The organism is Roseixanthobacter liquoris (assembly GCF_043195135.2).
In the GTDB taxonomy this organism is placed as follows: domain Bacteria; phylum Pseudomonadota; class Alphaproteobacteria; order Rhizobiales; family Xanthobacteraceae; genus NCEH01.
On record NZ_CM195537.1, the window covers coordinates 912,316 to 926,414 of the forward strand.

Genomic DNA, 14,099 nt, shown 5'->3' on the forward strand with positions numbered 1-14,099 from the left:
GCGATCGCGAACAGCAAAGGGTGGATCGTGGACATTTCGAAGCTTCAGACGGACGTGCTCGTCCTGGGCGGCGGGCTCGCGGGCTATCGTGCGGCGGTGGCCGCGCGCGAACAGGGCGCGTCGGTCACCATGGCCTATTTTGCCCGTGGCGCCTCGCCTTATGTGATCGGCTGCAATGCGCCGATTGCCCATGCCGATGCGCGCGACAGCCCGGACATGTTCTTCGCGGACATGGTGCGCGGCGGATACGGGCTGAACGACCGCAGGCTGGTGCACGCCCTGGCGCACGGCGCGGCGGATGCGCAGCGCGAGCTGTCCGCGCTGGGCGTGCCGTTTCCGGTGGAACAGGATCGCATCATCCAGCGCCATCTGTCCGGCAACACCTATCCCCGCTCCCTGTTCATCCCCGAGGGCACGGGGCGCATCGTGCTCGAACATCTGGCTGCCCACGCGGCGCATATCGGCGTGCGCATCCTCACCGGCCAGAAGGTGGTCGACCTGCTGAACGCGGATGGCGAGGTGGCCGGGGCGCTGCTGTGGGATCGGCGGGCGGGGACCTTCTCCGCCGCTTGCGCCCGCGCGGTGGTGCTCGCGACCGGCGGGATCGGGAGGATCTATGCCGACAGCACCTATCCGGCCGATGTCGGAAGCGATTCCTACGGCCTCGCGCTGAAGCACGGGGCGCATCTGATCGACATGGAGTTCGTGCAGTTCGAGCCGGTGGTGACCGTCTGGCCCGAAGCCTGCCGGGGCATGGAGATGCCCACCGCGATGCTGGGGGACGGTGCGCATCTGCTCAACGCGCAGGGGGAGCGGTTCATGTTCCGCTACAACCCGGTGCACGGCGAAAAGCAGATCGAAAAGGCGAAGATGGCGCTCTGCGTGCAGACCGAGATCGACGAGGGGCGGGGGATGCCCGACGACACGGTCGTGTTCGACACCACCGTCCTGCCCGCGGAACGCTTGGAAAGCTACAAGATCCATGTGCGGCGCCTGCGCAATGCGGGCGTCGATCCGCTGACCACCCCGCCTCGCGTTCGGCCGGCATCCCACAGCCAGATGGGCGGGATCCTGATCGACGACAGGGGATGGACCGGCGTGCCGGGTCTCTACGCCGGTGGCGAGAGCGCGGGCGGCGTGCATGGCGCGAGCCGGCTCGCCGGCAACGGCTGCGCGGATACGCTGGTGTTCGGCGCGCTCGCGGGCCGTGGCGCCGCAGGCGGCATGCCGTCCGCGCGCGACCGCGACTGGGACGCCGTGGTCGCGGCGTCGGTTGAGGCCGTCACCGGCCACGCCAATGAAACCGGGCAGGCCCGCGCGTCCGACATCAAGGATGCGGTGCGCCATTTGATGCTGCGCACGGCGGGATTGTGGCGCCGTGAGGAGGGCTTGCGCGAGGGGCAGGAGGGCCTGCGCGATCTCGCCCGCACCGCCGCCGCCGATGTCCTCGCATGCGATGTCGACGAGATGGTCGAGGCGTTGGAACTCGGCCACATGCTCGCGACCGCCCGCATGATCGTGGAGGCCTCCCTGCTGCGCACGGAAAGCCGGGGCGCGCACCAGCGCCGGGACTTTCCCGCCCAGGACGACGTCAACTGGCTGAAGCACATCGGCTTTCGCACCGACCGCGCCGGCGGGTTCGTGCGCGAAGACGCCCCCATTCAATAGACAGGTGAAGACATGCCCGCTCAAAAGCCGCTCGCCGGCATCAAGGTTCTCGATTTCACGCGTCTTTTCGCCGGCCCCTTCTGCACCATGCTGCTGGGGGACCTGGGCGCCGATGTCGTGAAGGTGGAGGCGCCGGACGGCGATCCGATCCGCCATCAGGGCCCCCCCTTCCACAAGGACCATGCCTTCAGCTTCCTGGCGGCGAACCGCAACAAGCGCTCCATCGTCATCGACATGAAGACGCAGGAGGGCCGGGCGCTCGCCCGCCGCCTCGCGCTGGCCGCGGACGTGATCGTGGAGAATTTCCGGCCCGACGTGATGGCGCGGCTCGGGCTCGATTACGAGAGCCTGGCGGCGGAGAATCCCCGGCTGATCTTCGTCTCCATGTCCGGGTTCGGGGCCAATGGACCCTATAGCGAGAAGGGCGCGTTCGACCTCACCATCCAGGCCGAAGGCGGCTATATGAGCCTCACCGGCGAGCGCGACGGGGCGCCCATCAAGCTCGGCACGTCCGCATTCGATCTCGTGTGCGGCCAATATGCGATGGGGGCCGTGGCCACCGCGCTTTTCGATCGCGAGCGCACCGGCAAGGGCCAGCACATCGAGACCAGCCTGTTCGAGAGCGAGATCTCCTTCCTCGTGGATGCCGGCATCGAATATCTCACCACCGGCGTGAGCAAGGGCAAATGGGGCTCCGAGCATGCCCAACAGGTGCCCTACAAGGCCTTCGAGGCCGCCGACGGCTGGGTGGTGATCGGCGCCGGCGTGCAGAATCTGTTTGAGCGCTTCCTGAAGGTGATCGGCCGGTCCGACCTTATGGCCGACCCGCGCTTTTCCGAACTGTCCGGCCGCGTCGAGAACCGCGATGCGCTCCACGCCATCCTCGACGCCGAGGTCCGCCGCTTCTCGGTGGACGAGCTGGTCGCGCAATTGAACGCGGCGAAGGTGCCCTGCTCGCCGATCAACAATATGGAGCAGGTGTTCAACCACCCGCAGGCCCTGCATCGCGCGATGGTGCAGAAGGTGGAGCATCCCCAATACGGGCCGCTGTCGGTCATCGGGCCGGCGGTGAAATACAGCGGCTTCGACGTCGCGGCCGGCTGGACCGCGCCTCCACTGCTGGGCGAGCACACGCAGGCCGTGACGGCCGACTGGCTGAGCTGACAGGATACCCCATGGATTTCGAGCTTTCCGAGGACCAGCGCCTGCTGCTGGGCGAATGGCGCAAGGCCATCGATCGCGACATCGCCCCGCTCACGCGCCCACATGCCGACAGTTTCATTCCCAAAGAGGTCGCCCATGTGCTGCTGCGCAAGACCGGGGATTTCGGCGTCGGCAACGGCTGGGTGGCGGAGGAGGGGGGCGGCCTCGGCCTCGATTTCCTCACCAGCGGCCTGCTCTATGAGGAGCTGTCGCGCACCTCTCCAGATCTCGCGGGGCTCGCCTTCGTGGCGGAGGGCGCGGCGCTGAAGCTGTTCCGCACGGGGTCCGAGCCTTTGAAGGCGCGGTATCTCGCGCAGCTGCTGTCCGGAGAGCTGATCGGATGTTCCGCCATCAGCGAGCCGGGCATCGGTTCGAGCGTGCGCGAAATGCGCACCCGCGCCGTGCGCGACGGGAAATATTTCCGGATCTCCGGCGAAAAGCTCTGGATCTCCAACGCCAGCATCGCCGACCTGGTCATTCTGGTCGCTAAGACCGGGGACGGTGAATTCACCATGTTCCTCGCGGACCGCGCGGAGCACGGGTTCAAGACCGCCGAGATTTCCAAGCTGGGCTTGAATGGGTGGTCTCTCGGCCAGGTCAGTTTCGAGGACATGGTGGTGTCAGAGGACAATGTCCTCGGCGGCGTGGGCGGCGGGCTGCGCGAGACCATGAAGGGCTTCGAGCGCTCGCGCTGCTTCATCTCCACCCTTGCGCTCGGCATCGCCCAGGCGGCGCTGGACGACAGCCTCGTTTATGTGAAGGAGCGGCAGTCCTTCGGCAAGCCGATCGGCGCGCATCAATTGGTGCAGGGGTTGCTGGCGGAGATGGTGAGCGACATCGAGGCGTCCCGGCTGCTGCTCTATCGGGCCTTGTGGATGCTCTCCAAGGGCGGGCGCTGCGCGACCGAGGCGGCGATCGCCAAATCCTTCGTGACCGAGGCGGCGCAGCGCGTGACCTCGAAGGCGATCCAGATTCACGGCGCCTTCGGCATCAGTCGCGAATTCCCGCTGGAACGGCATTTCCGCAATGCCCGCATGCTCACCATTCCCGATGGGACCACCCAGATCAATCAGCTGATCATCGGGCGCAACCTGACGGGCTTCGATGCCTTCAAATAGCCGGCCCGGCCGAGGTGCGGCGCGGCCCGCGGGCTCAATGGTGCAGGATCTTTGACAGGAACAGGCGGGCGCGCTCGCTGCGGGGATGGGCGAAGAATTCCTCCTTGCGGGCGTCCTCCACGATCTCGCCGCCGTCCATGAAGATGACCCGGTGCGCCACTTTTCGCGCGAAGCCCATCTCGTGCGTGACCACCATCATGGTCATGCCCTCCTTGGCCAGCTCCACCATCACGTCCAGCACTTCATTGATCATTTCCGGGTCGAGCGCGGAAGTCGGCTCGTCGAACAGCATGCATACCGGGTCCATCACCAGCGCGCGGGCGATGGCGACGCGCTGCTGCTGGCCGCCGGACAGCTGGCCGGGATATTTTTCCGCATGCGCCTTGAGGCCCACCCGATCGAGCAGCCGCAGGGCTTTTTCCATGGCTTCCTCGCGCGAGCGACCGAGCACCTTCTGTTGGCCGAGGCATAGATTGTCGGTGATGCGCAGATGGGGAAACAGCTCGAAATGCTGGAACACCATGCCCACCCGCGCCCGCAGCTTGGGCAGGTTGGTCTTGGGCGAAGTCACCTCCACCCCGTCCACGATGATCTCCCCGCGCTGGATCGGCTCCAGCGCATTGACGGTCTTGATCAGGGTCGATTTGCCGGAGCCCGAAGGCCCGCACACCACCACCACCTCGCCGGTCTCCACGCTGGTCGTGCAGTCCTTGAGGGCCTGGAAGTGCGCGCCGTACCATTTGTTGACGTTGCGGATGGCGATCATGGGCATGGGAAGAACCTGCAATGGGCTCAGCGCGCGATGGCGATGCGGGCCTGGAGCCGCTTCACGAGCGTGGAGGCGGTAAGCGATATGATGAAATAGACGACGGCCGCGAACACATACATTTCGGTCAATCGGCCGTCGCGCTGGCCGACTTTGGAGGCGGCGCCGAGAAAATCGGTGATGGAGAGCACGTAGACGAGCGACGTATCCTGAAACAATACGATCATCTGCGTGAAGATGACCGGAAGCATGTTCCGGAACGCCTGGGGCAGAACCACATAGCGCATCATCTGTGGATAGGTGAGGCCGATGGCATAGCCCGCCGCCACCTGCCCGCGCGGGATCGACTGGATGCCGGCGCGCATGATCTCGGAGAAATAGGCGGCCTCGAAGAGCGTGAAGGTGATGATGGTGGAGGAAAGCGCCCCCACCTTGATCGGCCGATCCGTGTGCAGGATCCATTGGCCGATATAGGGCATCAGGAAGTAGAACAGGAAGATCACCAGCACGAGCGGCAGCGCCCGCATGACGTTCACATAGCTGGCGGCAATCGCCGGAACGACCGGCAGGGAGGACAGCCGCGCCATGGCGATGAGCGTGCCGAGCAGGACGCCGCCGACGGTCGCGATTGCCGTCAGCGTCAGGGTAAAGGTCATGCCTTCCCGGAACAGGTAGGGCAGCGAGCGGGCGATGATGTTGAAGTCGAAATCGCTGAACACGCTCATTTCCCCGCATTGAAGCCGGGAACCGACACGCGCCGTTCCAGCATCCGCATGCCGATGGTCACCACCGCATTCAGCAGCAGGTAGATCACGGTCGCCGCCGTGAAGGCCTCGAACACCTGGAACGAGAATTCCTGCATGGCGCGCGCGCTGCCGGTCAGTTCCATCAGCCCGATGGTCAGCGCCACCGAGCTGTTCTTGATGGTGTTCAGGAATTCAGAGGTGAGCGGCGGCAGCATGATGCGGTACGCCATGGGCAGGAGAATATAGCGATAGGTCTGCGCGGTCGTGAGGCCGATGGCGGTTCCCGCCATGCGCTGGCCGCGCGGCAAGGTGTTGATGCCGGCGCTGACCTGCATCGCGACGCGCGAGGACATGTAGAAGCCGATCCCCACCACCGCGGTCAGGAACGGGCCGTAGCGCAATTGCTTCACGAAGGTGCCCCAGTCGTGGGGGAGCAGTTCGGGAACGACGAAGAACCACAGGAACAGCTGGACCAGAAGCGGGATGTTGCGGAACAGCTCGACATAGGCATCGCTCAGGCGCACCAGCCATCTGAAGGGCAAGGTGCGCGCCACGCCCACCAGGGAGCCCAGCACCAGCGCCACCAGCCAGGCGCAGACCGAGGTGGCGATGGTCCATTTGAGGCCACCCATCAGCATGTCGAAATAGGTTCCGCTGCCGTCCGGCGACGGCGCCCAGAGGATGGCCCAGTTCCAATGGTAATCCACGCGCACCTCGCTTGAGCAGGTCTTGAATCGCGCCGCGCGGCCGGCCGGGATGGCGCCATCCCGGCCGGCGGGGCCCTACGCGCCCTCAGTAGGCGGCGGGATCGCCGCTGTCGGTGGGATTGGCGAATGCCTTTTTCAGCGGGGCGCCGAGCGGCACATTGAGGTTCAGGTTCTTCGGCGGGATCGGCGACTGGAACCACTTGGTGTAGATCGTCATGATCTCCGGGCTCTTATAGAGCGCGGCCGTGGCGCCATCGACCACCGTCTTGAACGCCGCGTCATCCCGCCGAAGCATGATGCCGTAGGGCTCGGGCTTGGAGAACGCATCCTCCGAAATCACATAGGCGGACGGATCCTTCGAGCCGGCGACGAGGCTGGAGAGCAGGATATCGTCCATCACGAACGCCACCGCGCGGTCGGTTTCCACCATCAGGAAGGCTTCCGCATGGTCCTTGGCGGGGACGATATTGATGTTGAGCTTGCGCTCGGTGTTCGCCTCATTGAGCTGCTTGATGTTGGTGGTGCCGGAGGTGGACACCACCGTCTTCCCCGCGAGATCGGCGATCGACTTGATGTTGCTGGATTTTTTGGAGACGAAGCGGCTCGCGGTGAGGAAGTGGGTATTGGTGAAGGCGACCTGCTTCTGGCGGTCGGGGTTGTTGGTGGTCGAGCCGCATTCCAGATCGACCGTGCCGTTGGCGATCAGCGGGATGCGGGTGGCCGAGGTGACCGGCGTATAGGCGACGTCCAGCTTGTCGAGCTTCAGCTCCTTCTTCACCGCCTCGACGACCTTGGCGCAGATGTCCATGGCGAAGCCGACCGGCTTCTGGTTGTCGTCGAGATAGGAGAAGGGAATGGAGGATTCGCGATAGGCGAGCGTGATCGTCCCGGTGTCCTTGATCTTCTTGAGGGTCCCCGCGAGATCCTGCGCCCCTGCGGGCAACGACAGGCACGCGGTGAAACAGCCGGCTATCAAGATTTTGCTGACGTTCATGTCGTTCTCCTCTGGTGGTGGGAACCGGGCGTCCGGCGAAAACAGGGGCGCGTCTGCCCGTTAAAAGGGCACGCTGACCGGATGAGCGCAATCGCGGCGTGTCGCACGCAGGCTATTCCCCATTTGTCGGCGGCCCGGGCGGGCACGCGCGATGCTACCGCAGCCGTTGCGGAAATCGAGTGCCTTCCCATGCACGCCCCGTGCCGGGCGCGGGCGTGCCTTGCCGGGCGCGGATCGCGCAAGGCGCTGGTGGCTAGGGGCAAAGGAGGGGGGTGCCGAAGGGCAGGCGGTCCGTCACGGCGCGTGGCGCGGTGCCGCAGGGGCTGCCGTCAAAAGGCGGGGCGCCGTCAAGAGAGCGCCGCTTCAGAGTGGACGCGGCGCGTTAAAGACCCAGCTTGAGCCGCCGGGATTTGGCCCGGGAGACACAGATCATCATCCACTCGGCCTGCTCATCTCGCGACAGAACGAAATCCTGATGGTCCGCCACGCCGTGCAGAAGGCGTGTCTTGCAGACCCCGCAGGTCCCGGCCTCGCAGGAGCTTTCGGCATCGAGACCGCGTGCCCGAAGCGCCGCCAGAATGGATTGGCCGGAGTGTACGGGGATGATCGTTCCGGTCGAGGCCAGTTCGATCTCGAATTCCGCGCCGTCCTCGCCGTCCAGGGGCGCCGGCGGCAAGGGAAAGGTGGCGGATGGTGGGGCAAAAGTCTCGAAGCGCACCGCGCCGGCCGGCCAGTGGGCGCTGGCCGCCTGAACGGCTGTGTTCAAGCCGTGGGGACCACAGCAATAGACCCGCGTTCCCGGCATGTGAGTCGCCAGCAGCGCTGCCGTGTCGAGGCCGGCTGCGGGAACGCCGCCGTCCAGGTGGAACGTGACCGACCCGGCCTGCGCGAGGGCATTCGCCTCTTCCAGGAATGCGAGCCGTTCGCGGGACCGCGCGCAATAATGCAGCGCGAAGCTCGCTCCAATTTCGCCGAGGTGCGTGGCCATGGCGATCAGCGGCGTGATGCCGATTCCGCCGCCGACCAGGATCGTGTGCCGGGCGCCCTCGTCGAGTTCGAAATGATTGCGGGGCGCCGAAATGGCCAGGACATCGCCCGCCCGCACCTGATCGTGGATATGCAGCGAGCCGCCGCGCCCCGTCTCCTCGCGCTGGACGGCGATCTCGTAGCGGTGACGCTCGCCGGGGCGATTGTGGAGGGAATATTGCCGCGCCATCCCATTCGGCAGGCGCACCTCGATGTGCGCGCCGGCGGTGAAGGGGGGGAGGGGCTCGGCGCCCAAAGGCACGAGTTCGAGCGAGACAATGCCTTCGGCACGATAGGTGATCCGCCGCACGCGGACGTTGAGGGTCATCACGCGGCCCCGAAGAAAGGCTCGGGAATGCCGGGCACGTCGACGGCGATGGTGAACAGGCTGCCGGCCAGCGGCTGCTTGCGAAGATCGGATGCGGCCAGCGGATACGTGGCCGTGGTCACGTACAGCGTCTTGAGGTCCGGGCCGCCGAACGCGCACATGGTGGGCCGTTGCGCCGGCAGTCCGATCACCCGGTCGATGATGCCGTCCGGAGAATAGCGTGCCAGGTGCCAGCCGCCCACGTGGCAGATCCAATAATAGCCCTGCGCATCCACCGCCGCGCCGTCGGGCCTTCCTTCCTGGATGTCGATGGCGAGAAAGACCCGCTGGTTCGAGATGGCGCCGCTGGCGGCGTCGAAGTCCCAGGCCCAGACATAATCCTGCCGGCTGTCGGAATGGTACAGGATGCGGCCGTCGGGGCTGAAGGCGAGGCCGTTCGAGCAGATCAGCTTGTCCACCATGCGCGTGCAGGTGCCGTCCGGATCGTAGCGGAACAGCGCGCCGACCCGCTTGTCCATGCTCTCGATCACGGTCCCCGCCCAGAAGCGGCCGGCGGGATCGCAGCGCCCGTCATTGAAGCGGGTGTTGGGGTTGTCCGCCTCCCATTCGAAGACGCGTCGCGCGACCACCTCTTCGCCCAGGTCGATGAGAAAAATGCCCGACTGCATGCCGGCGATGATGCCGCCCCCGCGGCGGAAGCCGAAGCATCCGATGCGCTCCGGCATCATCCATTTGCGGGTCTCTCCGCTGGCCGGATCGAAGCTGTTCAGGGAGGGTTCCATGATGTCGACCCAATAGAGCTTCTGCTCGGCGGCATGCCAGCGGGGGCATTCGCCGATCAGCGCGCAGGTCTTGAGGACGCACGTCACCTCGTTCACGCGGGATCTCCGGGCGCGGTGGGGCCATTCATTTGTGAGGGAGCGGGGAGGCGACCGCCTCCCCGGAGCGGGATCAGCTCTTCCTGACGATCAGGTCGATCTCGATATCGCAGCCGCGGGCGAGGCCGGTGACGCCGACGCAGGTGCGGGCCGGCAGGCTCTGCGGCGGGAACAGCGTGGCATAGACCGCATTCATGCGCTCGTAATGGGCCTCGAAGCGGGTCAGGAATACGCGCGCCTGCACGATGTGCCCGTCCTCGAACCCGCACCGCGCCATGACCGAACGCAGATTGTCGAACACGGTGCGGGTCTGCGCCTCGATGCCCTCGGGCACCGTGCCGTCCGGCAGGATCGGCATTTGTCCGGTCACGAACAGCCAACCGTCCACTTCGACCGCATGGCTGTAAGGCGCGACCGCCACGGGGCCGTCCTGAAAGAAATGATGGATCGGCTCAGACATTGACCGCCCCCTCGGCGAAGCTTTGGGCCGGCGTGGCCGCTTGAGGATAAAAGGCGCCCTCGGCCTGCAGCGCGCGCACCGCCTTTTCCACCTGCGCCTGCCGCTCGCCCACCGGCAGGGGCTCGCTGCGGATCGCCTCGGCGCACACCTTGCGGCCGAAATCGCGCAGCACCGTCGTGTCGTCGGCCGTCGTGCGCGGCACGTTCAGGATGGTTTCGTTGTTGTAGGTCGGCACGATGCCTGTCCCATACAGGCGTGGTTGCGCGGGAACCGCCCCCGACCGCACGGCGCCGATGCCGTTGCGCAGCTGCCGGCGCAATTGGGCGATGCCCTTGTCGGTGGAGCACAGATGCTCGTTGCGGTGAGTCGCGATCGGCCCCTGCGCCACCATGGCGTCCCAGTCCCCCGGGCTTTTCTGGCGGTCGATATAGGGGCGCTCGTCGGTCTGCCCCATGAGGTCGATCTTGCCGAGGCCGATATCTTCCTCGCGCCCCTCCCTCCGGGGGTCGATCACGTCGTTGAAGTGCCGCACGCCGATCACCCAGCAATGGGTGTCGTCCACCGGCACGATCCAGCGGGTGAAGGCCGCACACAAAGCGAACTTCTCCTTGCTGCCGTCGACGAAGCCGGTGCCGAACTGGGCGACATTGGGCAGGATCACATCGCTGGCGCGGATCCAGAGATTGTCCGCGCACCGCCGTGTCGCAACCGAGAGCAGGCCGAGCGGGGTTTCAAAGAATTCGATCACCGGCAGTTCGGCGAAAGCGGGGGTGAATTGAACGCCGGTGACGATGGAATGCAGATAGGCGGTATGGATGGGGTCCGCCGCATTTTCGTGCACCTGCAGCCAGTTGCACGGCATGTCGAGCTTGTAGGGCACGAGGTGGTTGCCATCCGGCCACACGAGGGTGTCGTAGAGGGGGAAGTCCGGCGTCTCCTCGGGCGGCCCCATATAGGCGAAGACGAGGCCGGCGAATTCATGGGTGCGGTAGGCGCCGTGGCAGATGGAGTCCTTCAGGCGGCTTCCCGGCGGCTCGCTCGGCGTCTCTTCGAGGGTGCCGTCCACATTGTAGAGCCAGCCGTGATAGGCGCAGCGAATGCCGTGCTCGGCGATGATGCCATATTCAAGGGACGTGCCCCGGTGGCTGCAATGGCGGTGCACGAGGCCGAGGTCGCCGCTCTTGTCGCGGAACAGCACGAGATCCTCGCCCAGCACGCGGATGGGAATCGGCATTTCCTTCACCTCGGAGACGAGCGCGATCGGCTGCCAATAGCGCCGCAGATACTCGCCGCACGGCGTCCCCGGTCCCACCCGCGTCAATTCGGTGTCGTCCTCCCGCGAGAGGGAATTGTAGAATCCTCCGAACGGAGGCCGCTTCTTGGTCGCCATGACGGGTCCCTTTCTCAATGGCCGCGAATTGCGAGGGCTTTGCGCTGCGCGGTCTGCCAGGGCAGGATCAGCCGCTCGGCGAGGGCGATGCCGTAGAACAGCGCAAGGCCGATGAAGGAGAGGATGGCGAGGGCCGCGAACATGCGGACCATGTCGAACTGGCCCTGGGCCATGAGGATGAGATAGCCGAGGCCCCGGTTCGCGGCGACGAACTCGCCCACGATGGCACCGATCAGCGCCAGGGAGATCGCCACCTTCATGCCCGCGAACAGCGCCGGGAGGGCATGGGGAAAGCGGATCTTCCAGATGATCTGCACCGCCGATGCGCGCGCCGACCGGCCGAGGTCGAGCATATCGGCATCGACCGATTTCAGCCCGTGCACCATGTCGATGACGATGGCGAAGATGGCGATCATCGCGGCGATCGCGATCTTCGGATTGAGGCCCGTGCCCATCCAGACGATGAACAGCGGCGCGATGGCGACCTTCGGCACGCTGTTGAGCGACACCAGGAAAGTATAGAGGGTCTGCTCCATCGCCTTGAACTGGACGATCAGCACCGCGCAGGCGACGCCGAGAACAACCGCGAGCATGAATCCACCCAAAGTCGCCTGCAGCGTATAGACGGCGTGAAACAGATAGAGCGAGGGCTCATCGGCGATCGCCGCGAGGATGGTCGATGGCGCCGGAAGGAGGAATTGGGGTATCGCGAACAGGCGCGTGGCGCCCTCCCAGAGGGCAAGCGCCGCAGCCGCCGCAAGGAGCGGCAGGCGCACGCTGCGCGTCAGGGCCCCCAGGTCGCCGGGGCTCATGGCTCCCTCCGCAGGATGCCGAGGTCTTCGAAGGTCTGGCGGATGCGTCGGCCATATTCGGCGAACTCCGGCGTTTCCCGCACCGACAAGGGCCGCGGGCGCGGCAGGTCGATGTCGATCACCGCTGCGATCCGGCCCGGTCGCCGGTCCATCACCACCACCTGGTCGCCGAGGAAGATGGCCTCGCCGATATTGTGGGTGATGAAGACCGTGGTGGCGCTGGTGCGCAGATTGGTGGATTGCAGTTCGAGGTTCAGTTCGTCGCGGGTGAAGGCGTCGAGCGCGGCGAACGGTTCGTCCATCAGCAGGATTTCGGGATCGTCCAGCATGGCCCGGCAAATCGCGGCGCGCTGGCGCATGCCGCCGGAAAGCTCCCAGGGATAGCTGTTGTGGAAGCTTTCCAGCCCGAAGATCTTCAGCAGCTCCCGCGCCTTGTCGATCCATTCGCGCCGGGGCTTGCCGCGGAATTCCACCAGCAGCAGCACATTGTCGAGCACGGTGCGCCAGTTCAGCAGCACGTCGCGCTGGAACACCATGCCGAGGTTTTCCGGCGGCTGGTCGATCTCCCGCCCGCGAAGAATGATGCCGCCGGTGCTGGGCCGTTCGAGCCCGGCGATACAGCGCATGAGCGTGCTCTTGCCGCAGCCGCTGGGGCCGACGATGCTGATGAACTGTCCCGCCCGTATCTTCAGCGACACGTCCCGCAGCGCTTCCACCCGCCCGCGGTCGCTCTCATAGACCTTGGAGACATGGTCGACGAGAATATGTGCCTCGGTCACTGCGGGCGGGGACGCGGGCACGCCATCCGCCCGCATTTCCAACACGATCGCGTTCATTGGCCGGCCGTGGCGATCAGCGCATTGGTGAAATAATCGGCCGGCTTGGTGCCTGCCGGGATCAGCTTGGCGCCCTCGAGCAGGGAGATCGTGTTGGCCCAATCCTTCTCAGACTGCCAGCCGAGCGGCTTGCCCTGCGTATTGGCGGTGTGGAAATACTTGATGTGCTCGCGGATGCTGCCGACCAGTTGCGCGCGGTCCAGCTTGGCATCGGGCCGGCGCTTCATGATGATGCTTGCCGCTTCCTCGATCGCGGCGTCGCCGCCATCGATGATCTGCTGCCAGGCTTCCATATAGCCCTGCACCAGGCCCTGCACGGCGGCGCGGCGCTTCTCCAGGGTCGCTTCCGTCACGACCAGGCCGTAGGACGGCAGGGCGAGGCCGTAGTCGCCGAAGAGGATATAGTCGGATGGCCGGGACTTGAGAGAAGCCATCGCGAACGGGATCGAGGTGATCATCCCGTCGCCCCGGCCCGCCGCATAGGAAGGAATTTTCGACGCGGCATCGATGCTCACGAGATTGACCTTCTCGCGGCTCGTCCCGCCGGCGACCAGGAAGGGATCGATGAAGGGTCCCTCGAACGAGGTCGCCGTGTAGATGATTTCCTTGCCCTCGAGATCCTTGGGCGTCTTCAGCCCGGACTCCTTCGGCACGAACACGCCGAGCGAGGTCTTCTGGATCAGGCCCGCGACAGAGGTGAGCTTCAGCCCCTTTCCGCGCGCCACGGCCATCACCGAAAGATCCGCGTGGCCCACGTCGAACTGGCCGGAATTCACAAGCTGAACGGTGGTCGTGGAGCCGTTGCCGTCCTCATGGGCGACCTCGACGCCATGCTTGGCAAAAATGCCCTTTTCGATGCCCCAGTGCCATCCCGCCTGAAGGCCGCTGACGGTCCAGCTGTCGCGCACGGTAATTTTTTCAAGAGCGAAAGCAGCATGCCCGCTCAATACAAGAGCCACAGTGGTAAAAAGGCTGAATGAACGAATCCTAGACATGGCCACTACCCCCTGAATGCGCAGGTGTCTGCTGCATGTTCTGGAATTGTTTGTTGATGAGGAAAGGGTAGGCGCACCGTGTAACGTGTGTAAACTCATCAATCAAGAAAGCCGAATTCGGTAAATCAGACTGGTAGGTGCCGTTTTTTTGGCCGCATGCACGCGGTATTGC

Annotated in this window: 14 protein-coding genes; 3 read left to right on the forward strand and 11 right to left on the reverse strand. The window is 65.4% G+C overall.

The features are described from left to right. Window positions 1-27: 27 nt before the first annotated feature. The 3 genes from V5F84_RS04140 to V5F84_RS04150 are packed head-to-tail and all read left to right on the forward strand — an operon-like array spanning window position 28 to window position 3,989. Window positions 28-1,668 (forward strand): FAD-binding protein, encoded by a 1,641-nt coding sequence (locus tag V5F84_RS04140; protein WP_394045087.1) that lies wholly within the window; start codon window positions 28-30, stop codon window positions 1,666-1,668. Between the two features lie 12 nt (window positions 1,669-1,680). Beyond that, window positions 1,681-2,832 carry a CaiB/BaiF CoA transferase family protein gene (locus V5F84_RS04145; RefSeq protein WP_394045089.1) on the forward strand — a complete coding sequence of 384 codons (1,152 nt, stop codon included), beginning with the start codon at window positions 1,681-1,683 and terminating at the stop codon, window positions 2,830-2,832. An 11-nt stretch (window positions 2,833-2,843) separates the two neighbouring features. After that, window positions 2,844-3,989 (forward strand): acyl-CoA dehydrogenase family protein, encoded by a 1,146-nt coding sequence (locus tag V5F84_RS04150; RefSeq protein ID WP_394045091.1) that lies wholly within the window; start codon window positions 2,844-2,846, stop codon window positions 3,987-3,989. Window positions 3,990-4,023: 34 nt separating this feature from the next. On the opposite strand, the gene V5F84_RS04155 is transcribed toward V5F84_RS04150, so the two are convergent. From V5F84_RS04155 to V5F84_RS04205, 11 genes are all read right to left on the reverse strand, one after another. Then, a complete protein-coding gene (locus V5F84_RS04155) occupies window positions 4,024-4,755 on the reverse strand; it encodes an amino acid ABC transporter ATP-binding protein (RefSeq protein WP_394045243.1) in 732 nt (243 codons plus the stop codon). A gap of 26 nt (window positions 4,756-4,781) precedes the next feature. Beyond that, entirely contained in the window at window positions 4,782-5,474 is a 693-nt protein-coding gene (locus V5F84_RS04160; protein WP_394045245.1) for an amino acid ABC transporter permease, read from the reverse strand. A 2-nt stretch (window positions 5,475-5,476) separates the two neighbouring features. Further along, on the reverse strand, window positions 5,477-6,208 hold the full coding sequence (locus tag V5F84_RS04165; RefSeq protein ID WP_394045093.1) for an amino acid ABC transporter permease: 732 nt from the start codon (window positions 6,206-6,208) through the stop codon (window positions 5,477-5,479). 85 nt (window positions 6,209-6,293) lie between these two features. Further along, window positions 6,294-7,202, reverse strand: coding sequence for an amino acid ABC transporter substrate-binding protein (locus V5F84_RS04170; RefSeq protein WP_394045095.1), 909 nt, complete (start codon window positions 7,200-7,202; stop codon window positions 6,294-6,296). 382 nt (window positions 7,203-7,584) lie between these two features. Next, on the reverse strand, window positions 7,585-8,556 hold the full coding sequence (locus tag V5F84_RS04175; protein ID WP_394045097.1) for a PDR/VanB family oxidoreductase: 972 nt from the start codon (window positions 8,554-8,556) through the stop codon (window positions 7,585-7,587). Then, complete coding sequence (locus tag V5F84_RS04180) at window positions 8,556-9,434, reverse strand: SMP-30/gluconolactonase/LRE family protein (protein ID WP_394045099.1); 879 nt, start codon at window positions 9,432-9,434, stop codon at window positions 8,556-8,558. Before V5F84_RS04180 ends, V5F84_RS04175 begins: the two co-directional genes overlap by 1 nt. 73 nt (window positions 9,435-9,507) lie before the next feature. Continuing rightward, on the reverse strand, window positions 9,508-9,894 hold the full coding sequence (locus V5F84_RS04185; RefSeq protein WP_394045101.1) for a RidA family protein: 387 nt from the start codon (window positions 9,892-9,894) through the stop codon (window positions 9,508-9,510). Then, the gene (locus tag V5F84_RS04190) at window positions 9,887-11,284 is read right to left on the reverse strand and encodes a Rieske 2Fe-2S domain-containing protein (protein ID WP_394045103.1); all 1,398 of its coding nucleotides are present in this window, start codon (window positions 11,282-11,284) and stop codon (window positions 9,887-9,889) included. The genes V5F84_RS04185 and V5F84_RS04190 overlap by 8 nt, the downstream gene beginning before the upstream one ends. Before the next feature lie 14 nt (window positions 11,285-11,298). Next, a complete protein-coding gene (locus tag V5F84_RS04195) occupies window positions 11,299-12,096 on the reverse strand; it encodes an ABC transporter permease (protein ID WP_394045105.1) in 798 nt (265 codons plus the stop codon). Continuing rightward, on the reverse strand, window positions 12,093-12,932 hold the full coding sequence (locus V5F84_RS04200; RefSeq protein ID WP_394045107.1) for an ABC transporter ATP-binding protein: 840 nt from the start codon (window positions 12,930-12,932) through the stop codon (window positions 12,093-12,095). Before V5F84_RS04200 ends, V5F84_RS04195 begins: the two co-directional genes overlap by 4 nt. Next, window positions 12,929-13,840 carry an ABC transporter substrate-binding protein gene (locus V5F84_RS04205; RefSeq protein WP_394045109.1) on the reverse strand — a complete coding sequence of 304 codons (912 nt, stop codon included), beginning with the start codon at window positions 13,838-13,840 and terminating at the stop codon, window positions 12,929-12,931. The genes V5F84_RS04200 and V5F84_RS04205 overlap by 4 nt, the downstream gene beginning before the upstream one ends. Window positions 13,841-14,099 lie beyond the last annotated feature (259 nt).

Coding starts and splice junctions, on each gene's coding strand:
- V5F84_RS04145 (WP_394045089.1), top strand. CDS start 1,681: ATGCCCGCTCAAAAGCCGCTCGCCGGCATCAAGGTTCTCGATTTCACG.
- V5F84_RS04150 (WP_394045091.1), top strand. CDS start 2,844: ATGGATTTCGAGCTTTCCGAGGACCAGCGCCTGCTGCTGGGCGAATGG.
- V5F84_RS04155 (WP_394045243.1), bottom strand. CDS start 4,755: ATGATCGCCATCCGCAACGTCAACAAATGGTACGGCGCGCACTTCCAG.
- V5F84_RS04170 (WP_394045095.1), bottom strand. CDS start 7,202: ATGAACGTCAGCAAAATCTTGATAGCCGGCTGTTTCACCGCGTGCCTG.
- V5F84_RS04175 (WP_394045097.1), bottom strand. CDS start 8,556: ATGACCCTCAACGTCCGCGTGCGGCGGATCACCTATCGTGCCGAAGGC.
- V5F84_RS04185 (WP_394045101.1), bottom strand. CDS start 9,894: ATGTCTGAGCCGATCCATCATTTCTTTCAGGACGGCCCCGTGGCGGTC.
- V5F84_RS04190 (WP_394045103.1), bottom strand. CDS start 11,284: ATGGCGACCAAGAAGCGGCCTCCGTTCGGAGGATTCTACAATTCCCTC.
- V5F84_RS04195 (WP_394045105.1), bottom strand. CDS start 12,096: ATGAGCCCCGGCGACCTGGGGGCCCTGACGCGCAGCGTGCGCCTGCCG.
- V5F84_RS04200 (WP_394045107.1), bottom strand. CDS start 12,932: ATGAACGCGATCGTGTTGGAAATGCGGGCGGATGGCGTGCCCGCGTCC.